Annotated in this window: 20 protein-coding genes; 11 read left to right on the forward strand and 9 right to left on the reverse strand. The window is 75.4% G+C overall.

Annotated features, from left to right (window positions below; genetic code table 11):
- Positions 1-179: 179 nt before the first annotated feature.
- Positions 180-818, reverse strand: a complete 639-nt coding sequence (locus V6V16_RS18140; protein ID WP_334563558.1) for a trimeric intracellular cation channel family protein — start codon at positions 816-818, stop codon at positions 180-182.
- 40 nt (positions 819-858) lie between these two features.
- Positions 859-1,077, reverse strand: coding sequence for a DUF3039 domain-containing protein (locus tag V6V16_RS18145; protein ID WP_089001394.1), 219 nt, complete (start codon positions 1,075-1,077; stop codon positions 859-861).
- A gap of 87 nt (positions 1,078-1,164) precedes the next feature.
- On the opposite strand from V6V16_RS18145, the gene V6V16_RS18150 reads away from it, so the two are divergent.
- Together V6V16_RS18150 and V6V16_RS18155 are read left to right on the forward strand one after the other, a co-directional pair.
- Positions 1,165-2,094 carry a pseudouridine-5'-phosphate glycosidase gene (locus V6V16_RS18150; RefSeq protein ID WP_334563561.1) on the forward strand — a complete coding sequence of 310 codons (930 nt, stop codon included), beginning with the start codon at positions 1,165-1,167 and terminating at the stop codon, positions 2,092-2,094.
- Positions 2,091-2,987: a carbohydrate kinase family protein gene (locus V6V16_RS18155; RefSeq protein ID WP_334563562.1), complete on the forward strand. Its 897-nt coding sequence runs from the start codon at positions 2,091-2,093 to the stop codon at positions 2,985-2,987. Before V6V16_RS18150 ends, V6V16_RS18155 begins: the two co-directional genes overlap by 4 nt.
- Positions 2,988-3,018: 31 nt before the next feature.
- Here the strand turns inward: V6V16_RS18155 and V6V16_RS18160 are convergent, their stop codons facing one another.
- Positions 3,019-3,375 (reverse strand): DUF3099 domain-containing protein, encoded by a 357-nt coding sequence (locus V6V16_RS18160; protein WP_334563564.1) that lies wholly within the window; start codon positions 3,373-3,375, stop codon positions 3,019-3,021.
- A gap of 106 nt (positions 3,376-3,481) precedes the next feature.
- Between V6V16_RS18160 and V6V16_RS18165 the strand changes: the two genes are divergently transcribed.
- Together V6V16_RS18165 and V6V16_RS18170 are read left to right on the forward strand one after the other, a co-directional pair.
- Complete coding sequence (locus V6V16_RS18165; protein WP_225851882.1) at positions 3,482-3,769, forward strand: hypothetical protein; 288 nt, start codon at positions 3,482-3,484, stop codon at positions 3,767-3,769.
- A 13-nt stretch (positions 3,770-3,782) separates the two neighbouring features.
- Positions 3,783-4,094: a hypothetical protein gene (locus tag V6V16_RS18170; RefSeq protein ID WP_334563565.1), complete on the forward strand. Its 312-nt coding sequence runs from the start codon at positions 3,783-3,785 to the stop codon at positions 4,092-4,094.
- A gap of 9 nt (positions 4,095-4,103) precedes the next feature.
- Here V6V16_RS18170 and V6V16_RS18175 read toward each other — a convergent pair whose 3' ends face one another.
- Both V6V16_RS18175 and V6V16_RS18180 read right to left on the reverse strand, forming a co-directional pair.
- A complete protein-coding gene (locus V6V16_RS18175; RefSeq protein ID WP_334563566.1) occupies positions 4,104-5,351 on the reverse strand; it encodes a low temperature requirement protein A in 1,248 nt (415 codons plus the stop codon).
- Between the two features lie 55 nt (positions 5,352-5,406).
- Positions 5,407-5,991, reverse strand: coding sequence for an HhH-GPD-type base excision DNA repair protein (locus tag V6V16_RS18180; protein ID WP_334563568.1), 585 nt, complete (start codon positions 5,989-5,991; stop codon positions 5,407-5,409).
- A gap of 146 nt (positions 5,992-6,137) precedes the next feature.
- Between V6V16_RS18180 and V6V16_RS18185 the strand changes: the two genes are divergently transcribed.
- The 5 genes from V6V16_RS18185 to V6V16_RS18205 all read left to right on the forward strand — a co-directional run bounded on the left by V6V16_RS18185 (position 6,138) and on the right by V6V16_RS18205 (position 13,284).
- The gene (locus V6V16_RS18185) at positions 6,138-6,329 is read left to right on the forward strand and encodes a hypothetical protein (RefSeq protein WP_334563570.1); all 192 of its coding nucleotides are present in this window, start codon (positions 6,138-6,140) and stop codon (positions 6,327-6,329) included.
- Between the two features lie 133 nt (positions 6,330-6,462).
- On the forward strand, positions 6,463-7,947 hold the full coding sequence (locus V6V16_RS18190; RefSeq protein WP_334563571.1) for a DUF7782 domain-containing protein: 1,485 nt from the start codon (positions 6,463-6,465) through the stop codon (positions 7,945-7,947).
- Positions 7,947-8,369 (forward strand): D-aminoacyl-tRNA deacylase, encoded by a 423-nt coding sequence (gene dtd, locus V6V16_RS18195; protein WP_334563572.1) that lies wholly within the window; start codon positions 7,947-7,949, stop codon positions 8,367-8,369. The genes V6V16_RS18190 and dtd overlap by 1 nt, the downstream gene beginning before the upstream one ends.
- Positions 8,370-8,464: 95 nt before the next feature.
- On the forward strand, positions 8,465-12,163 hold the full coding sequence (locus tag V6V16_RS18200; protein WP_334563574.1) for a S8 family serine peptidase: 3,699 nt from the start codon (positions 8,465-8,467) through the stop codon (positions 12,161-12,163).
- A gap of 137 nt (positions 12,164-12,300) precedes the next feature.
- Positions 12,301-13,284, forward strand: a complete 984-nt coding sequence (locus tag V6V16_RS18205) for a TrmB family transcriptional regulator (protein WP_334563576.1) — start codon at positions 12,301-12,303, stop codon at positions 13,282-13,284.
- A 60-nt stretch (positions 13,285-13,344) separates the two neighbouring features.
- Here the strand turns inward: V6V16_RS18205 and V6V16_RS18210 are convergent, their stop codons facing one another.
- Positions 13,345-14,133 (reverse strand): sporulation protein, encoded by a 789-nt coding sequence (locus V6V16_RS18210; protein ID WP_334563605.1) that lies wholly within the window; start codon positions 14,131-14,133, stop codon positions 13,345-13,347.
- A gap of 259 nt (positions 14,134-14,392) precedes the next feature.
- On the opposite strand from V6V16_RS18210, the gene sigB reads away from it, so the two are divergent.
- Positions 14,393-15,409 carry an RNA polymerase sigma factor SigB gene (gene sigB, locus V6V16_RS18215; protein WP_442934105.1) on the forward strand — a complete coding sequence of 339 codons (1,017 nt, stop codon included), beginning with the start codon at positions 14,393-14,395 and terminating at the stop codon, positions 15,407-15,409.
- Between the two features lie 100 nt (positions 15,410-15,509).
- Entirely contained in the window at positions 15,510-15,917 is a 408-nt protein-coding gene (locus V6V16_RS18220; RefSeq protein WP_334563578.1) for a VOC family protein, read from the forward strand.
- A gap of 111 nt (positions 15,918-16,028) precedes the next feature.
- On the opposite strand, the gene V6V16_RS18225 is transcribed toward V6V16_RS18220, so the two are convergent.
- The 3 genes from V6V16_RS18225 to V6V16_RS18235 form a co-directional block, all read right to left on the reverse strand.
- The gene (locus V6V16_RS18225; protein WP_334563579.1) at positions 16,029-18,584 is read right to left on the reverse strand and encodes a bifunctional acetate--CoA ligase family protein/GNAT family N-acetyltransferase; all 2,556 of its coding nucleotides are present in this window, start codon (positions 18,582-18,584) and stop codon (positions 16,029-16,031) included.
- Positions 18,585-18,609: 25 nt separating this feature from the next.
- Entirely contained in the window at positions 18,610-19,791 is a 1,182-nt protein-coding gene (locus tag V6V16_RS18230) for an acetoin utilization protein AcuC (protein ID WP_334563580.1), read from the reverse strand.
- Positions 19,792-19,865: 74 nt separating this feature from the next.
- Positions 19,866-20,723 (reverse strand): sulfurtransferase, encoded by an 858-nt coding sequence (locus tag V6V16_RS18235; RefSeq protein WP_334563581.1) that lies wholly within the window; start codon positions 20,721-20,723, stop codon positions 19,866-19,868.
- Positions 20,724-20,745: the final 22 nt, after the last annotated feature.

Raw genomic sequence — 20,745 nt, forward strand, 5'->3', positions numbered from 1 at the left:
CGGGCGAGGGCCACGGGTACCGCCGCCCATGAAAACGCCTCCGCGCTGATGGTGCCGCGAAGGCCGCCTCAGCATAACCAGCGCCGGCCGCCGGCCCCAGCCGACGCCACGCTGCTCACATTCCCCACCGCCCCCTCGTCCCCGTCCCGCCCGCTGGCGTGGCGGTGACGGCTGAGGGGCTAGGGGGTTCCGGCGCGCGGGGGGCGCGGGGTCGGCACCGGGGCCGACCAGCGGCGCCGCAGGGCGATCAGGCGGAGCAGGAAGACGAGGCCGGCCGCCCCGGTCAGCCAGGCCGCGTCCGCGCGCCCGAGGGCGTCCAGCAGCGCCACGAGGATCGAGCCGACGAGGGCGGCGACGGCGTAGATCTCCCGCCGCAGCACCACCGGGATCTCGGCGGTGAGCAGGTCCCGCCCGAGGCCGCCGCCGATCGCCGTCAGCATGCCGATCACGCAGGCTCCCACCGCCGGCACCTGGGCGTCGAGCGCCTTGACCGTGCCGGTGACGGTGAACAGCGCCAGCCCCGCCGCGTCCAGCACCAGCACGGTGGTGCGTAGCCGGGCGAACTGGGGATGCAGCCAGAAGACGGCGGCGGCGGTCACCGCGGCCGTGGCGGCGTACCGCCAGTCGGCGAAGGCCAGCGGCGGCGCCTCGTCGATCGCCAGGTCCCGGAAGATCCCACCGCCGAGCGCGGCCACGAAGCCGACGAAGACGACGCCGAAGAGGTCGAGCCGCTTGGCCACCGCCGCGGAGGCCCCGGAGGCGGCGAAGACCGCCACCCCGGTGAGGTCGGCGAGGAGCAGGGCGGTGGAGGTGGTCACCGCCGAAGGTTACGTGCGGGGCCGCGCGGGCCGCCCCGGTTCACTCGCCCCAGGAGTCGTAGATCTCCTTGCACTTGGGGCAGACCGGCGAGCCCGGCTTGGCGGCCTTGGTCACCGGGAACGTCTCCCCGCAGAGGGCGACGACGAAGGTGCCCATCACGGCACTCTCGGCGATCTTCTCCTTGCGGACGTAGTGGAACATCTCGGGGCCGGTGTCGGCGTCCTTCAGCTCCGGACGCTCGAGAACTTCTGTGCTCACTGCTGCACCTCCAACCGTCAAGTCTGGCAGGTCACGGCTGCCCGGTCCACTTCAGGTCACCCCCCTCGGAGGCCGTACGGTGGTGACGTGACTGACTTTCACATCCGCTACGGCACCGAGGTCGCCGACGCCCTGCGTGACGGACGCCCCGTCGTCGCCCTGGAGAGCACCATCGTCTCGCACGGCCTGCCCAGGCCGGACAACCTGCGGGTGGCCCGGCAGATCGAGCAGGCGGTCCGCGACGCGGGCGCGGTCCCGGCCACGATCGGCATGGTCGGCGGCCGGCTCGTGGTGGGGCTGGACGACGCGGAGCTGACCCGGCTCGCCACCGTCGACGGGGTCGCCAAGCTCTCCGTACGCGATCTCGCCCTGGCCGCCGCGACCGGCGCGGACGGCGCCACGACCGTCGCCGCGACCAGCGCGGTGGCCGCCGCCGCGGGGATCGGGGTCTTCGCCACCGGCGGGCTCGGCGGGGTGCACCGGGAGGCCGCGCAGACCTTCGACGAGTCGGCGGACCTGGTCACCCTGGCGCGGACGCCGATCGCGGTGGTCTGCGCCGGGGTCAAGTCGATCCTCGACGTGGGCGCCACCCTGGAGCGGCTGGAGACCCTCGGCGTCGGCGTGGTCGGCTTCCGGACCCGGCGCTTCCCCGGCTTCTTCATCACCGACGGCGGCTTCGACCTGGACTGGTCGCTGGACTCGGCCGAGCAGGTCGCGGACGTGCTCGCGGCCCGGGAGCAGCACCGCGTGCACCACGGCGGCCTGCTCGTGGCCAACCCGCTGCCGGCCGACGAGCAGCTCGACCCGGAACTGCACGACCGGACCCTCGCCGACGGGCTGGCGCTGCTGGAGCGCGACGGGGTGACCGGCAAGGCCGTCACGCCCTACCTGCTCGCCCACTTCCACTCGGCCACCGAGGGGGCGAGCCTGGCGGTGAACGTCCGGATCATCCTGCGCAACGCCGACCTCGCCGCGCGGATCGCCGTCGCCGCGGCCGCCCGCCGCGCCGGGGCATGACCGCGGGGCGCGTCCTCGTCGTCGGTGACCTGATCACCGACGTGGTGGCGGTGCTGACCGGCGCGCTGGCCACCGGGTCCGACACCGCGGCGGCGATCCGGTTCGGCGGGGGCGGGCAGGCCGCCAACACCGCCGCCTGGCTCGCCGCCCAGGGCACGCCGGTCACGCTGGTCGGCGCCGTCGGCGACGACGACGCCGGCCGGGACCGGGTGGCAGAGCTGGAGCGCGCGGGGGTGGACTGCGCGGTGACCACGTACCCCGGGCGGGCCACCGGCACGGTCATCGTGCTGGCCACCGCCGGCGAGCGGACGATGATCACCGAGCGGGGCGCGAACCTGCGGCTGGCCCCGCCGGACGTCGACGCGGCGCTCGCCGCCGCGCCGGACGCGCGGCACCTGCACCTGTCCGGGTACACCCTGCTGGACGCGGAGTCCCGACCGGCGGGGCTGCGCGCGCTCGCCGGCGCCCGCGAGCGCGGGCTCACCACCAGCGTCGACGCGGCCTCCGCGGCCCCGCTGCGGCGGGTCGGCGCGGCGGCCTTCCTGTCCTGGGTACGCGGGGTCGACCTGCTGCTGGTCAACGCCGACGAGGCCACGGTGCTGGCCGGCGGCATGGACCCCGCGGCGCAGGGGCGGGCGCTCTCGGCCTCGGCCCGACGGATCGTGGTCAAGCAGGGCGCCGCCGGGGCGGTCTGGGTGGACCGGGACGCCCCGGTCACCGCGGTGCCGGCCCGCCGGGTCGCGGTGGTCGACGTCACCGGGGCGGGGGACGCGTTCGCGGCCGGGCTGCTGAGCGCCTGGCTCGACGGCGCGGAGCCGGCGGTGGCGCTGGGCCGGGCCGGCGACCTGGGCGCCCTGGCGGTCTCACGGATCGGCGCCCGCCCCACCCCCTGACCCCGGCCTGCTCAGGCAGGGGCGGGGTGGGTCAGGGTTCGACGTCGATGACCTTGTAGGGGCGCTCCTCGGCGGTGAGGCTCATCGGCGGGCTCTCGTCCCGGTGCCGCGGCTGGAACCGGTAGGCCAGCCGGTGCTGCTCCTTGGGCGGCCGGTCGTTGGCCAGCAGCACCGCCAGCCACGGGATGAGCACCATGCCCAGGCCCACCATCGGCAGCCAGAGCCAGAGCAGCGGGGCCTGCGCGCCGACCAGGACGGCACCGACGATCACGCAGGCCACCCGGATGCCCATCATGAGCACGTAGCGCTTCTGGCGGCTGGTGAGCTGGTCGTCCTGACTGCGCGAGGCGTCGGTGATCAGGATCGGCTGGTACGCCTGACGCTTCACCACGGACCTCCTCGAGGGGGTTACGTCTCATCCTGCCACCCACAACGCCTGATCAGCGAAAATTGCTCCACCGGGGGCCGTATCACGTCCGTGGTACGCTCACGCGGTGGGCAGCAGGTTCAGCTTCACCGACGAGGCGTTGGCCAACCTGCGGGTCTACGACGTCACACCCGGGGAAGTCTGGGAGGCGCTGCACAGCACCCGCCGGGTGATCCGGCACCTCGGCGACGACGTGATGGTCGTCTACGCCGCCGCCCGCCGGGGGCGCCGACTGGCCGTGCTGCTCGCCGAGGCCGACGGCACCGACAACGACTGGGACATCCTCTCCGCCCGTGAGCTGAGCGACGTCGAGGCGAAGCGCTACGACGAGGCCGTGCGGAGATCTCGCCGATGAGGAGGCGGTGACGATGAACCGTAACGACGCGGTCAAACAGTTCCACAGCGGCGGTGACCGGCTCACGGAGCTGATCGACGCGAGCGGGCCGGTGGAGCTGCCCGCCCCCGACACCGACACCCCCATGGTCAGCCGCTCGGTGCGGCTGCCGCTGGAGACGTACGAGCGGGTGCGGGAAGCCGCCGACGCGCGGGGCATCGGGGTCACCACGCTCATGCGGCAGTGGATCGAGGCCGGCCTGGCCGACCTGGACGACTCGGCCACGGTCTCCCTCGCCGACGTCCGGCGGGCGCTGGCCGCCCTCTCCCGGCCGACCGCCGCCTGACCCACCCCGTCACGGCGCGGGAAACTCACCCCCACCGGTCCCGCCGGTCCCGCCGTGCCCGAGCGGCGAGGCGGCCGTCTCGGGCGGGCGGCCCCTGCTGCGCCACGCGTCGGCGGAGGCCACCCCCGCCAGCACCAGGGCGACCAGCGCCAGTGCCACCGTGGGCGGTCCCAGGGTGAGCGTCGGCGCCAGCAGGAGCAGCAGCAGCAGGCCCGCCACCCGGGACCGGGACACCCGGCCGAAGATCTCGTACTCGAAGCGGGCCCGGGCCGCCAGGAAGATCGCCGGGCCGCCGGCGACGAAGACCAGCCAGGTCGGGTCGGTCCGCCCGTGCGGGTGCGCGATCACCAGTTCGTAACCGACGGCGGTGCTCAGCACGCCGATCACGATGACCAGATGGGTGCCGCTGGCCGAGGCGCCAAGCCGCCCGGGCGACCGGGCCATCCGCAGCGCCTCGGCGAGCAGGTGGCCCGCCCGGTGGAAGTAGATCCGCCAGAGCAGCGCCGTGGTGGCGAAGGCGGCCGCGAAGGCGCCGGCCCGGTCTGCGGTGAAATCCGCGCCGCTGTACGTCAGCCCGATGACCAGGATGGTCTCCCCCAGCGAGATGAGGAAGATCTGCTGGTACCGGTCGGCCAGGTGCTCGCCGGCGATCAGCCAGCCGGAGGTGCGCGCCGGGCCCAGCCGGGGCAGCGGCCAGCCCAGCAGCAGGCCGGTGTAGTCGACGGCCACGGCGAGCGCCCAGAGCGGCAGGCGCAGCTCCTCCGGCCCGACCGCCCCGGCCAGCCACGGCACGCCCCCCGCGGCGGCCCAGGCGAGAAGTCGCAGCGGAACCGTTCGGCGCGGGTGGCGGCGCAGGGCCGTGGCGATGACCAGTGGCCGGACGAGCATCACCGCCAGGTACGCCAACACGAACGGGAGGGCCCGGTCCTCGAACGCCCGGGGCAGCGCCACGGCCATCACCATCGCGCCGAACATCGACCCGACCACCACGAACTGGATCACCGGCTGCTCCGGCTCGTACCGGCTGGTGACCCAGGTGGTGATCGACCAGAGCAGCCAGAGGGCCAGGAAGAGCACGCCGGTTCGCCCGATCTCGGCGACCAGCATCCCGACGGAGCCTCCGGTGCCGTCGATCAGGCGCAGCGAGACCCGGGTCAGCGCGAAGACGAAGACCAGGTCGAAGAAGAGCTCCAGAAAGGTGGCTCGGGGCGAGCTCTCCTCCGGCCGCAGCAACCGCCCGCCGCGTTCGTCCGTCATCGGCTGCCCGTCGTGGCCATCCTCGCTACAACGACCGCGCGGCGGTGCGGTTGCGTCAGCCCCCGCCGGCCCTCGCCTTCGCCGCCGCCTTCATCTGCTGCTTGTACTCGCGTACGCGGCGCAGCGAGTCGGCATCGGTGACGTCGGCCACCGACCGGTGGGCGTCCGGGTCGCCGTAGCCGCCGGCCGCCTCCCGCCAGCCCCGCGGCGTGACCCCGAAGCGCTTGCCGAGCAGCGCGAGGAAGATCTGCGCCTTCTGCGTGCCGAAGCCGGGCAGCTCACCGACGCGGCGCAGCAGCTCGCGGCCGTCGGCGACGTCGGACCAGAGCCGGGCGGCGTCGCCGTCGTAGCGGTCGACGAGGACCCGGCACACGTCCTGCACCCGGGCCGCCATCGCCTTGGGGAACCGGTGCAGCGCCGGCGGCCGGGCGAAGAGGGCGACCAGCGCCTCCGGGTCGTGGTCGGCCAGCTCCTCGGCGTCCAGGTCGCGCCCGAGGCGCTGCGCCAGCACGTACGGCGAGGAGAACGCCTTCTCCATCGGCACCTGCTGGTCGAGCACCATGCCGAGGAGCAGCGCCAGCGGGCTGCGCTCCAGCAGCCGGTTGGCCTCCGGGTCGATGGGCAGTGCGAGCGTGGTCATGGGGCCATCCTGCCGGCAGCGGTGCGCCCGCGGACGCACCACGCCGTCAGCCTGGTGCGGCGGGTGGTGGTGCGGTCCGGCCGAGCTACCACCCGGGTGGATCCGAGTTCCGCTACGAGGACGACCTCTCCGTTCCGGGCCACCACGTGCTCGGTCAGATCTCCGAGGACGATCCGCGGGCTCCCGAACGCACCGTGCGGACCGTCGTGGAGACGGTGGCGCGGCTGCGTCAGGCCTGGGACTCCGACGTTGCCGCCGAGACGGGCAGACGGTTCGACGCCCTCGCCGATCACTACACCCGCCGGCTGGCCACGCTCCCGGTGTGCCACACCAGATGATCGGCCGTCCCGGCCGCGTGCACCGGTTCGGCCGCTCGGGTGAGCCGCGCGATCGGAAGTGCTGGCGGGCCGCGTAGGTCGAGATCTCACGGGTGGGCGGCACCCGGCCCGGGGCACCAGGCAGGATGGCGACGTGGACGGACACGACATGTTGCTCTCCCCCGCCGGGGTCGACGCGCTGCGGACCGCGCTGACCCGGACCGGGTTCACCTCGAACGGCATCGCCAACCGGCTCGGCTCGCAGGCCACCGGCGGGGTGGCCCGCAACGACTTCCGGGCCGCGCTGCGCGCCACCGAGGACCGCGACCCGCTCGGCACCCTGATCCGGGTGTTCATCTGCGAGCAGACCGAGCCGGAGGCCGCCGTGGCCGCCGCGCTGGCGCCGCTGTCGCTGGACGAGGCGCTCGCCGGGGGCCTGGTCGAGCGGCACGGCGACGGGCTGCGGATGGGGGTGGACCTGGAGCCGTACGGAGACGACTGGTGGGTGCTCGCCGACGTGCCCGCCAGCGCCCGGCCGGGCCGCCCGCTGCACGCCGAGCACGTCCTCGGCATCGGCGGGGCGACCCAGACGCTGATCGGCGCGACCGTGCGGCGGCCCGTGGAGACGGCGCTTGACCTGGGCACCGGATCCGGTGTGCAGGCCCTGCACCTGTCCACCCACGCGCGGCGGGTCACCGTCACCGACCTCTCCGCCCGGGCGCTGCGCTTCGCCGCCACCACCGCCGCGCTCAACGGCCAGGACTGGGAGCTGCTCCGCGGCGACATGGTCACCCCCGTGGCCGGGCGGCGCTTCGACCTGGTGGTGAGCAACCCGCCGTTCGTGGTGGGCCCCGGCACCACCACGCACGTCTACCGCGACTCGGGCCGGGTCGGCGACGCGATCGGCGCCGAGCTGGCCGCCGCCGCGCCCGGCCTGCTCACCGAGGGCGGCACGATGCAGTTCCTGGCCAACTGGGTGCACGTCGCCGGGGAGGACTGGGCCGACCGGGTGACGGGTTGGTTCGCCGGCACCGGGTTGGACGCCTGGGTCGTCCAGCGCGAGGTGGCCGACCCGATGGCGTACGTCAGCCTCTGGCTGACCGACGTCGGCGAGGCCGCCGACCCGCGGCGGATGGCGGAGTGGCTGGACTGGTTCGACGCGCACAAGGTGGAGGCGGTCGGCTTCGGCATCGTCTCACTGCGCCGAGGCGGCCACGACGACCCGCTCGTCCGGGTGGAGGACCTGCGCCAGCGGGTGGAGGCGCCGTTCGGTGACCGGATCGACGCGTGGTTCGACCGCCGGGACTGGCTCCGCACGCGCGACACCGAGGAGCTGCTCGCCGCCCGTTTCCGCGCCGCCGACGGCCTCCAGCTGCGCCAGGAGGCCACCATCGGCGACGAGGGCTGGGCGGTGGACCGGCAGGTGCTGGCGATGCCGCACGGCCTGCGCTGGACGGAGGAGATCGACCCCCTCGTCCTGGCCCTGGTCGGCGGGGCCGACGGGCGGCTGCCGCTGCGCGACCAGCTCGCCCTGCTCGCCGCCGCGCACGACGTCGCTCCCGGCGAGCTGGCCGAGGCGGCCGGGCCGATCGTCGCGCACCTCGTCGAGCGCGGTTTCATCGAGCCGGTGGCCGGCTGATGCGCGCGGTGGTGCAGACCGTCGGCCGGGCCGGCGTGACGGTCGACGGCGAGGTGGTGGGCGCGATCGACGACGGGCTGCTGGTGCTGCTCGGGGTGACCCACACCGACACCGTGGAGACGGCCCGCACGATGGCCCGCAAGGTGCACGAGCTGAGGATCCTCGACGAGGAACGGTCCGCTGCGGACACCGGCGCACCGATCCTGGTGGTCAGCCAGTTCACCCTCTACGGCGACGCCCGCCGGGGCCGCCGCCCGAGCTGGACGGCGGCCGCCCCGGCCGAGGTCGCGGAGCCCCTGGTGACGGCGGTCGTGGAGGCGCTGCGCGCCCGGGGCGCGAAGGTGGAGACCGGCCGCTTCCGGGCCCACATGCTGGTCGAGAGCGTCAACGTCGGCCCCCGCACGGTGCTGCTCGAACTCTGAGCGGCGCGGGCGGCCGGTGGCGGAGTCACGCCGTGGCGCAACCCCGCCGACGTCAACTGTTCCCGAGGGCGGAACGGCGACGGTAGAACCGTCGCATGTCATCCCCCTCACAGCCCTTCACCTGGGGCCGCGCGAGACGGCGGCTCACCGCCGCCGTGGCGGCGACCGGACTGGTCGCCGCCGGCCTCGCCGCGATCCAGACGCCGGCGACGGCGGCCCGGCCGTCCCCGGACGCCCCCGCGGCCGTCCGGGACACCCACACCGTCACCCTGGTCACCGGCGACGTGGTCACGGTGACCACCTTCGCCGACGGCCGGTCCACCGCCGACGTCGACCGTCCCGACGGCGCCACCGGCGGCGTACGGGTCCGGCAGCACGGCGGCGACCTGTACGTCCTGCCCGACGAGGCCCTGCCGCTGTTGAACGGCCACAAGCTCGACAGGCGCCTGTTCAATGTGACCGACCTCGTCGAGATGGGCTACGACGACGCGCGGAGCGCGACGCTGCCACTGATCGCGTCGTACACGCCGGCGAAGGCCCGCTCGGCGAAGCCGGCGGCCCCGCGCGGCGCGAAGCTGGTCCGCGACCTGCCGGGCATCGGGGGCGCGGCGCTGAGCACCGAGAAGAAGCAGGCCCGCACCTTCTGGTCCGCCGTCGCGCCCGCCACGGCCACCGCACCGGCGCGGAACCTCGGCGGCGGGGTGGCCAGGCTCTGGCTCGACGGTCGGGTCAGGGCGGCGCTGAAGGAGAGCGTCCCCCAGGTCGGCGCGCCCGCCGCGTGGGCCGCCGGATACGACGGCAGCGGGGTGACCGTCGCGGTGCTCGACACCGGGGTCGACCCCGGCCACCCCGACCTGGCCGGCCGGATCGACGACAAGGTCAGCTTCGTGCCGGACGAGGACACCTCCGACGTCCACGGGCACGGCACCCACGTCGCCTCGACGATCGCCGGCACCGGCGCGGCCTCCGGCGGCGAGCACCGGGGCGTCGCCCCGGGCGCGGACCTGATCGTCGGCAAGGTGCTCAACAACGCCGGGCAGGGCCTGAACTCCTGGATCATCGCCGGCATGCAGTGGGCGGCCGAGTCCGGGGCGGACGTGGTCAGCATGAGCCTGGGCGACGGCTCGCTGACCGACGGCACCGACCCGATGACGACCGCCCTGGACGCGCTCTCCGCGCGGCACGGCACGCTCTTCGTCGTCGCCTCCGGCAACGCCGGCCCGCAGACCATCGGGTCGCCCGGCACCGCGGCGAGCGCGCTGACCGTCGGCGCGGTCGACAAGCAGGACGCGCTGGCGCCCTTCTCCAGCACCGGCCCGCTGGCGCGTACCGGCGCGCTCAAGCCGGACCTCACGGCGCCCGGTGTCGGGATCACCGCGGCCCGCTCGCAGCAGGCCGCCGGCGAGGGCGCGTACCAGAGCATGGACGGCACCTCGATGGCAACGCCGCACGTCTCCGGGGCCGCCGCGATCCTCGCCCAGCGGCACCCCGACTGGTCGGGGCAGCAGCTCAAGGACGCGCTGATGAGCAGCGCCAAGGGGCTCGGCGACGAATACCGCCCCTACCAGGTGGGCACCGGCCGGCTGGACGTGGCGGCGGCGGTGCGTGGCACCGTACGGGCCACCGGCTCGGCGTTCTTCGGCAACTTCGACTGGCCGCACGAGCCGACCGACGCACCGGTGACCCGGTCGGTGACCTTCACCAACTCCGGCACCGCGCCCGTGACCCTCGGCCTCGCCCTGACCGTTGGCGGCCCGTTCGCGCTGGCCGCCTCCTCGGTGACGGTGCCGGCGGGCGGCAGCGCCGACGTCGCGGTGACCGGCGACCCGCGCGGCGCCGCCCACGGCGAGCTGACCGGCTACCTGGTCGGTACCGACACCGCCACCGGGGCGGCGGTCACCCGCACCGCCCTGGGCCTGCTCAAGGAGCCCGAGCGGCACGACCTGACGATCAAGCTCGTCGGCCGGGACGGCAGGCCCGCCAGCGCGGTGGTCCTGGTGAACAGGGCCGGCGACCTCACCCCTTCGCAGTACCCCGTCGACGGCGCGCGGACGCTGCGGCTACCGCCGGGCAACTACACGGTGGAGGCGGCGCTGGACGTGCCCGGCGAGCGCTCCGACCGCCTGGGGTTCGCCCTGCTGGTGGACCCGGAGACCGTGCTCGACGGCGCCGCCGAGGTGACGCTGGACGCGCGACGGGCGCGCCTGCTCGACACCGCCACGCCGCAGCGGACCGAGGACCGGCAGCGCCGGCTCGACTACACGGTCGGCTACGACGAGGGCAACGACTTCCGGGCGGCGTACCAGCTGCCGGTGCGCTACGACGACCTGTACCTCCTGCCGACCGAGCCGGTCCGCAAGGGCTCGTTCACCATGGCGGCCCGCTGGCGCAAGGGCGAGCCGATGCTGAGCCTGCGCGTGCCCGGCCAGCCCTCGGTCGACGCCACCGTCCAGCCGGGCAGCACGGTCACCGCCGGCACGGATTCGCTCCGCCTGGTCCACGCCGGCACCGGCGCCCCCGGCGAGTACGCCCGCCTCGACGTCCGCGGCCGGGCCGTGGTGGTGACCCGCAGCGACGCGGTGAGCCCACCGGAGCGCGCCGCCGCCGCGGCCGCCGCCGGGGCGAAGCTGCTGCTGGTCGTCCACGACGGCGCCGGCATCCTCAACGAGTACGTCGGCGAGTCCCCCGTCCCGGTCGCCACCGTGCACCGCGACGCCGGGGAGCAGCTGATCCGCGCGGCCCGGGCCGGGGCGCGCAAGCTGACCGTCACCCGGGCGCCGTACGCCGGCTACGTCTACGACCTGGCCCGGGTCTGGCCCGGACAGGTGCCGGACCGGCCGCTCGTCTACCACCCCCGGCAGCGGGACCTGGGGCGGATCGACGCGCGCTACCACGCGGCCGTGGACGCCCCCGGCGCCGGATACCGGTACGACATGATCTTCAGTCCCTCGTTCGGCTTCCAGGAGAGCGAGTCGCACCCGGGCACCCGCACCGAGTGGGTCACGCCGGACGTGGTCTGGCACGAGGTGCACGACCAGGGCGGCTGGACCGACACGGCCTACCTCAACACGTACGCCAGGGGCACCACGACCCGGCTGGACTGGTTCGCGCCGGCCGTCCGGCCGGCCTTCAGCCGGGCGTTCGGCGTGCGCAACAGCCGCTACCGGGACTACCTCACCCTGAACGTGCAGGCCTGGAGCCCGTCGGACGACGTGCTGGAGCACGGCGGCAACCTGGAGTGGGGCTCGGTGCCGACCAGCCTCAAGCTCTACCAGGGCGGCAGGCTGGTGGACGAGAACGAGTGGAGCGCCGACCTCCAGTGGACCCCGGTGCCCGCCGGCACGCTGCCGTACCGCCTGGTGCTGGACGCCTCGCGGCCGGCCGAGCGGTGGCGGCTCTCCACCCGCACGCACACCGAGTGGGACTTCGTCTCCGGCTCGAACGACGCCGACACCTTCGTGCCGTTCGCGCTGCTCCAGCTCGACTACGCGCTGGAGACCGACCTGCGCGGCGACCTCAGGGCGGGCACCAGCCAGCGGATCAGCGTCAAGGCCGGGCCGCAGCCGGGCGGCACCGGCACCGGTCGGGTCACCGCGGTCACCCTGGACGTCTCGTACGACGACGGCGCCACCTGGCGGAAGGTGACGCTGAGCCGGGGCGCGGGCGGCCACTGGAACGGTTCGCTCAGGCTGCCGGAGCAGCCGGGCGGGTTCGTGTCGGTGCGCGCCAGCGCCACCACGGACGCCGGCTTCGGCATCCGGCAGGAACTCATCCGGGCGTACGGCCTGCGGTGAACTGGTTGGCGGGGCCCCGGGACGACGCCTGTCCCGGGGCCCTCCCCGACGGCGGGAACGGCCTTCCGGGCTGGTCAGGGCCGGTGGCGGTGTCCCATACTCTGCCTGCCGCGACGGGCAGGGGGAGGCAGCCACCGATGCTGGGCGCGCTGGGACTGGGACCGGAGGACGAGACGGTCTACGGCCTGCTGGTCCGGCGGGCCCAGGCCGACCGGGCCGAGCTGGTCGACGCGCTGCGGATGCCCGCCGCGACGGTCGACGCGGCGTTGTCCCGGCTCACGGCGTTCGGCCTCGTCAAGGACGGCCCGGACGGGCAGTTCTCGGTGGCGCCGCCCGCGGTCGCGCTCGGGGCGCTGATCAGCGAGCAGCGGGGTGCCCTGCGCAGCGCGGAACTCGCGCTGGTCACGCTCGCCGAGGAGTACCGCTCGTCGGCCGCGGGGCGGGCGATCGACGAGCTGATCGAGGTGGTCAGCGGCGTCGACGCCGTCCGGCACCGGTTCGCCCAGGTGCAGCACGCCGCCCGGAACGAGGTACGCACCTTCGTCACCACCCCGTTCATCGCCGTACCGCCGGGAAGCAGCGCGGTGGAGTCGACGGTGGCCGGCCAGGGGGTGCGCTTCCGGGTCGTGATCGACCGGCCGACGCTGGCCGAGCCCGGGGTGGTCGCCGAGACGCTGGAGTCGCTGCGCGGCGGCGTCCAGGTGCGGGTGGTCGACCGGTTGCCGATCAAGCTGATCCTGGCCGACGCGGAGCTGGCCCTGGTGCCGTTGACCGGCACGCCCGGCGGCGAGCCCGGTGCGGTGCTGCTGCACCGCACCGGACTGCTCGCGGCGATGGACGCGCTCTTCGAGATCGTGTGGCGGCACGCCCACCCGCTCGGCTCGGCGGCGCTGACCGACCACGCCGAGGACGACGCCGCCCACCCGGCCGAGGGCCCCACCGCGCTGGACCGGAAGATCCTGGCGCTGCTGCTGGCCGGGCTCACCGACCCGGTGGTCGCCGCCCAGCTCGACCTGTCGCTGCGGACCCTCCAGCGGCGCCTGCGTCACCTGATGGACCTCGCCGGGGTCGAGACCCGGATGCAGCTCGGCTGGCACGCCGCGCGCCACGGCTGGGCGTGACGGCGCCGCCGTCGGCCCGCCCGCCGCGCGTCCCGGCCGGCGTCACGGGTCCGCGTTGCGTCAGTGGAAGAGGCCGCGGCGCTGGAGCGACTGGCGGATCCAGCCGTCGAGCTGGGCGGCGAAGTCGGTGCGCTCGGCGGTGGCGTGGTCGACGGTGAAGCGGCCGAAGGCGTCCCGGCCCTGGGTGAGGAGCCCGCCGCGCTTGTCGAGCTCCAGCACCACCTGGATCTGCTGGGGGTCGGTGACGAAGGTGACCTCCAGCTGGTTGATCGCCCCGGCGTACTGGGGTGCCGGGTAGAACTCGATCTCCTGGTAGAAGGGGAGGCTCTGCCGCACGCCGTGGATGTGGCCCCGCTCCACGTCGGCCCGGGCGAACCGGAAGCCCAGCCGCAGGAAGGCCTCCAGCAGGCGCTGCTGGGACGGCAGCGGGTGCACCGCCACCGCGTCCAGGTCGCCCTTGTCCACGGCGCGGGCCACCTCCAGCTCCGTACGCAGGCCCATCGTCATCCCGTGCAGGTGCTGCCCGTACAGGTCGGTCAGCGGCGTCTCCCACGGCACGGCGAAGCGGAACGGGACGTCGTGGCGCCGCCCCGGCTCCAGCCGGAACGCGCCGGTGGCGGCCTGCCGGTGGAACTCCTGCGTGGTCTCGTAGTCGTTGTCGCCGCTCTCCACCTCGACCCGGGTGACCAGCCCGAGGGCAACGTAGGAGACGTCGACGGGGTGGTCGCCGCCGGCGACGTGGATGACGCCCTCCAACTGACCGCCGGGGCGGCAGTTCGGATTCGTCAGCACGGTTTCCACCGACGGGCCACCCACGCCCATCGCCTGCATGAGCCGCTTGAAGACCACGAGACCCTCCACAACCTGTCCGTACGCCGACCTCGCCGGCGGACGCCGACCCCGCTGGCCGACCGCTGGCACGGTAACCGCATCCGGCAAGGAGCGCTCGGCGACGAGCCACCCACCGTGCGCAGGCACGCAAGGGTTTTCGTGTCGGGTCCCCGATCGCCTCACTCCCGTTTCACGCCCCGCCCGCCAAGCTGTGTGTCACACCGGCACCACTGGGCCGGATCCAACGGCACAGACGTGGACACGGGGAGAATTTGAGATGGCCCTGCAGATGACGGAGCACCGGACGCGCCCGGCCGGCACCACCGAGGCCGCGAGCGCCACCGACACCCTGACCGACCTCGACGCCACCGACGAGCGCGGCGTCTCCACGGATCTGGTCCGGGCATACCTGAACGGGATCGGCCGGACGAAGCTGCTGACCGCCGCACAGGAGGTCGACCTGGCCAAGCGCATCGAGGCCGGGCTCTTCGCCGAGGAGAAGCTGGCGACCTGCACGCCCGTCTCGGCGGAGCTGCGGGCCGACCTGAAGCTGATCGTCGCGCAGGGCCGGGCCGCGAAGGACCACCTGCTGGAGGCGAACCTGCGCCTGGTCGTGAGCATCGCCAAGCGCTACACCGGCCGCGGCATGGCCTTCCTCGACCTGATCCAGGAGGGCAACCTCGGCCTGATCCGCGCGGTCGAGAAGTTCGACTACGCCAAGGGCTACAAGTTCTCCACGTACGCCACCTGGTGGATCCGGCAGGCGATCACCCGGGCGATGGCCGACCAGGCCCGCACCATCCGCATCCCGGTGCACATGGTCGAGCAGGTCAACCGCATGGTGCGGGCCCGCCGCGAGCTCTCCGTCTCGCTGGGCCGCGAACCCACCGTCGCCGAGGTCGCCCGGGCCATGGACGTCCCGGAGTTCCAGGTGATCGAGCTGATCTCGTACGACCGGGAGCCGGTGAGCCTGGACCAGGCCGTCGGCGAGGACGGCGAGAGCGCGCTCGGCGACTTCGTCGCCGCGGTCGACCCGAGCGCCGAGCCGGGTGACGCCGCCGCGCAGGGCGAACTGCGCAACGAGGTGAGCATCGTGCTGGCCACCCTCTCCCAGCGGGAGCAGGCGGTGATCCGGCTCCGGTTCGGCCTCGACGACGGCCGGCAGCGCACCCTCGACGAGGTCGGCCGGGAGTTCGGCCTGTCCCGCGAGCGGATCCGGCAGATCGAGAAGGTGACGCTGCTGAAGCTGCGCGACCCGGAGCGGGCGCAGCGCCTGGAGGCGTACGCCTGCTGATCTCCTGGTGAGCCACGCGGGGCCCCGGCGGTTCGCCGGGGCCCCGCGTACGTCCGGGCGTGGCCCTTGACCCGGGCCGCTCGGCGGGCTACGAACAGGTGTGAACTGGACCCTGGAAGTGGTGATCGTGCCGGTCTCCGACGTGGACCGCGCCAAGTCGTTCTACGCCGAGCGGCTCGGCTTCGTGGTGGACCACGACACCGTGATCAACGACGACGCGCGGATCGTGCAGCTGACCCCGCCCGGCTCCGGCTGCTCGATCGTGATCGGCAAGGGCGTGGTACCGCACATGCCGCCCGGCTCACTCAAGGGCCTCCAGCTGGTCGTGCCCGATCTGCGCCGGGCGCGGGCGGAGCTAGTCGAGCGCGGCGTCGAGGTCAGCGAGATCCAGGTGCTCGGCGAGAATCCCCGCCCGGTGCCGGAGCCGCTGGACAATGTCGGCTTCGTCCACTTCGCCGACCCCGACGGCAACGCCTGGGCCGTGCAGCAGATCTCCGACCGGGCCTGACCGGGGGCCGCCTCCCGCGAAGCCCGTCGGGGCCGCCTCCCGCGAAGCCCGTCGGGGCCGCCTCCCGCGAAGCCCGTCGGGGCCGCCTCCTCCATCGCGGGGGTCGGGGCGCTACAGCCGGCGGGGCCCGGTGTCGGGGCGGGCCACGGCGGAGCCGACCCGGACGGCGGCGTGCAGCACCGAGACGCCGTCCGGGCGGGCGAGCACCGGGTTGAGGGTCAACGCGCGGACCCGGGGCTGCTCGTCGGCGAGCCGGCCCACGCGCAGCAGCAGGTCCGCCAGCGCCGCGCGGTCCACCGGCGCCGCGCCCCGGTGCCCGCGCAGCAGCGGCGCCGCCCGCGGCTCGTCGACCAGCTCGGCGGCGTCCAGGTCGGTCAGCGGCACCGCGCGCCAGGCCCGGTCGCCGAGCAGCTCCGTGGCGACCCCGCCGAGCCCGAACCCGACCACCGGGCCGAACGCCGGGTCCTCCACCAGCTCCACCACGCAGGCCACGCCGGGCGGGACCATCGGCTGCACCAGGACCTCCGCGCCGAAGACCGCCGACATCTCCGCGTACGCGCGGTGCACCGCCGCCGCGTCGGGCAGGTCGAGGCGGACCGCGCCGAGGTCGAGCCGGTGCCGCAGGCCGGGGGCGGCGGCCTTGAGGGCCACCGGGAAACCCAGCCGGGCCGCGGCGTCGGCGGCCAGCGCGGCGGAGTCCGTCGGCACCGACTCGACCACCTCGATCCCGTACGCGGCGAGCAGCCCCGCCGGGTCGAGGGCCTCCGGGCGCAGGGCGGCGTGCGCCGCCTCCTGGTCGACCCCGGGCAGCTCCGGCGGCACCCCGGCGGGGCGGCGCAGCCAGTCGGCGTACGCGGCGACCCGGGCCAGGGCGCGGACCGCCTCCTCCACGCTCGGATAGGCGGGCACCCCGGCGGGGACCCGGCCGACCAGGAACGTCGCCACGGCCGGCTTGCCGGCGGCGGAGGCGCTCGGCAGCGCGGCCGTGAAGTCCGCCTCGGTGTCGGCGAGCTGGCCGGGCAGCGGCGGGGCGAACACCACCACCAGCGCGTCCACCTCCTCGTCGGCGCCCGCCTCGGCGAGCGCGGCGGCGAACTCGGCCGCCCCGGCGCGCGGGCCGACGTCGCGCGGATAGCCGCGGGCGACGGTGAGCCCCTGCGCGGCGCAGGCGGTGGCCGCCAGCCCGGTCAGCGCCGAGGAGTTGCCGACCACGCCGACCCGGGGGCCGGCCGGCAGCGGCTGGTGGGCCAGCAGCACGCCGACGTCGAGCAGCTCGGCGACGGTGTCCACCCGGATCACCCCGGAGTGCGCGAAGAGCGCGCCCACGGCCACCTCGTCCGGCCCGGCGGAGTCGCCCACGCCCGGTGGGCGGGCCGGCGAGGCGAGCGCCACGACGGGCTTGTCCCTGCCGATCCGGCGGGCCAGCCGGGCGAACTTGCGCGGGTTGCCGAAGGTCTCCAGGTACAACATGATCACGTCGGTGCCGGGGTCGTCCTGCCAGTACTGGAGCAGGTCGTTGCCGGAGACGTCGGCCCGGTTGCCGGCCGAGACGAAGCTGGACAGGCCCAGCCCGCGCCGGTCGGCCTCGGCGAGCAGCGCCACCCCGAACGCGCCGGACTGGCTGAAGATGCCGACCCGGCCGGGCACCGGCAGGCGCGGGGCCAGGGTGGCGTTGAGGCGTACGGCCGGGTCGGTGTTGGCCACCCCCAGGCAGTTCGGGCCGACCACGCGCATGCCCGCCGCGTGCGCCGCGCGGACCAGCACGCGCTGCGCGGCGGCGCCCTCGCCGCCCGCCTCGGCGAAGCCCGCCGAGATGACCACCAGGCCGTGCGCGCCCGCGGCGGCCGCGTCGGCCACCACCTCCCGCGCCGCCTCCGGCGGCACCGCCACCACGGCCACGTCGACCGGCACGCCCGCGTCGGCCGCCGAGGGGTACGCCCGCAGCCCCGCCACCGTCGTCGCGCTCGGGTGGACCGGCACCACCGGGCCGGGGTAGCCGCCGTCGCGCAGGTGCCCGAGCACCGCCGCGCCGACGCCCTGCCCGGTGGCGCTCGCGCCGTAGACGGCGACGCCGCGCGGGGCGAGCAGCCGGGCGATCGAGCGGGCCTCGGTGCGGTGCTCCCGGCCGCGCTGCACCTCCAGCGTCGCGTCGGTGGGCGCGATCGGGAAGGTCAGATGCACCACGCCGTCGGCGAACTGCCGCTGCACCTGGTAGCCGAAGTCGGAGAAGACCCGCAGCATCGCTCCGTTGGCCGGCAGCACCTCCGCCACGAAGTTGGCGATGTCGTTGCGGCGGGCCGCGTCGGCCAGGTGCTCCAGCAGCACCGAGCCGATGCCCCGGCCCTGGTAGGCGTCCTCGACCACGAACGCCACCTCGGCCTCGGGGGCCTGCGGGCCCAGCCGCTCGTAGCGGCCGACGGCGACGATCCGGTCGCCGACCAGCACCACGAACGCCTCCCGGTCGCGGTGGTCGACGTTGACGAAGCGCCGCAGGTCACGCTCGGGAATGCGCGGGTACGGCGAGAAGTAGCGCAGGTAGCGGGTCCGCTCCGAGAAGCGCGAGTGCATCGCCACGACGCCCGGCCCGTCCGACGGGCGGATCGGGCGCAGCTGCACGGTGGTGCCGTCGCTGAGCAGCACGTCCACCGGCTGGTCCACCGTGGTCACCTGTGCGGTCCCTCCCGGCACCTGGTCAGTCGCGCGGGTCGTGCGGGTCGAGCCCGAACAGCGGGAAGGCGGTCTTGCGGGCCGCCGCGATCGCCCGGTCCACCGCGTTCGGCTCGCCGGTCGGCTGCCACGGCTCGTACGCCGGGTCGACGTCGTCGGTCATCCGCAGCGGGACCTGCCGGCCGGGCAGGCGGGCGGCGGCCAGCTCCCGCCAGGCGGGCGGGGTCGGCGTCGCCGGGTCGATCGGCTCCCCGGCGGCCACCGCGAGCAGGTGCGTCCAGGCCCGGGGCACGACCTCGACCAGCGCGTACCCGCCGCCGCCGGTGGCCACCCAGCGGCCCTCGCAGAGCTCGTCGGCGAGCGCCCGCAGGGCAAGGTAGGTGGCGCGCTGCCCGTCCACGGAGAGGTTCAGGTCGGCGAGCGGGTCCAGCCGGTGCCCGTCAGCGCCGCACTGGGTCACCAGCACCTGCGGCCGGAACGCGCGCAGCACCGACGGCACGACCGCGTGGAAGGCGCGCTGCCAGCCGGCGTCGTCCACCCCCGGCGGCAGCGGAAGGTTGACCGCGCTGCCCTCGGCGCCCGGCCCGCCGGTCTCGTCGGGGAAGCCGGTGCCCGGGAAGAGCGCCAGCGGCGTCTCGTGCACGCTGACCGTGAGCACCCGCGGGTCCGACCAGAAGACCTGCTGCACCCCGTCGCCGTGGTGCACGTCCACGTCCACGTACGCGACCCGCTCGGCGCCCAGGTCGAGCAGGCGGGCGATGGCCACCGCCGGGTCGTTGTAGACGCAGAACCCGGAGGCGCGCGCCGGCATGGCGTGGTGCAGGCCGCCGGCCACGTTGACCGCCCGCCGGGCCTCGCCCCGCCAGACCGCCTCGGCCGCCGCCACCGTGGCCCCGGCGACCAGCGCGCTGGACTCGTGCATCCCCTCGAAGACGGGATTGTCCGAGGTGCCCAGCCCGAAGCCGGCGAAGAGGGGGTCGCGGGGGGCCACCCGCACGGCGTCGAGGTAGCGTCGGTCGTGCACCCGGCTCAACAGCGCGTCGTCGGCCGGCTCCGGCTTGACCAGCCGCACCCCGGGACGCGCCAGGACGCCCAGCTCGCGGGCGAGCGCGAAGGTCAGCTCCACCCGTACCGGGTCGAGGGGATGCTCACCCATGTCGTAGTCGAGCAGGGATTCGTCCCACACCACCACCGTGTCCTCGGACATGGCCTCATCGTCGCACGAGGACCCGGGCCTCCCGGCGCACGCGCGGCCGGACCGCGGGTGTCGCCCCGCGCCGCTCAGCCGCCCGGCGTCGGGCCGGTGGCCACCGGGCGGGCCGGGTCGGCGACCCACTCGCTCCACGAGCCGACGTAGAGCGCCGCGTCCGGGCGGCCGGCCAGGTGCAGCGCGAACACGGCCTGCGCGGCGGTCACCCCCGACCCGCAGTACGCGCCGACCGGACGGTCGTCGCCCACCCCTACGGCGGCGAACCGCGCGCGCAGGGCGTCGGCGGCGGGGAACCGGCCCTCGGCGACGTACCCGGGCGCGGGCAGGTTCACCGCGCCGGGGACGTGGCCGGCGACCGGGTCGATCGGCTCGGTCTCGCCCCGGTAGCGCGGCGCGGCGCGCACGTCGAGCAGGACGCCGTCGTCCGCCGCGGCCAGCCGGGCGGCCGCGGCGGCGTCGAGCACCGGCAGCGCGCCGGGGCGCACCTCGACGTCCCCCGGCGCCGGGGTCGGCACCGCCGTGCTGGTGGGCAGCCCGGCCTCCTGCCACGCCGGGAAGCCGCCGTGCAGCAGCCGCACCGGCCGGTGGCCCGCCCAGCGCAGCGTCCACCAGGCGCGGGCGGCGGCCATGCCGTCGCCGCCGTCGTACACCACCACGGGACGACCGGCGCGCACGCCGGCGGCCCGCAGCGCGGCCCGCAGCGCGCCGGGGTCGGGCAGCGGGTGGCGGCCGGCCGGGCCGGGCGGCCCGCAGAGCGCCGTGTCCAGGTCGACGAAGACCGCGCCGGGCAGGTGGCCGGCGGCGTAGTCGTCGCGGCCGGGTGGACCGGCGAGCCGCCAGCGGACGTCGAGCAGCGTGGGCGGGTCGGCGTGGCCGAGTTCGACGGCGAGCCGGTCGGCCTCGATCAGCAGCTCCTCGGTGACGGACATGGCGTCCAGTCAACACCACCCG

The sequence above is a fragment of the Micromonospora sp. CPCC 205561 genome, from assembly GCF_036906775.1.
GTDB lineage: Bacteria > Actinomycetota > Actinomycetes > Mycobacteriales > Micromonosporaceae > Micromonospora.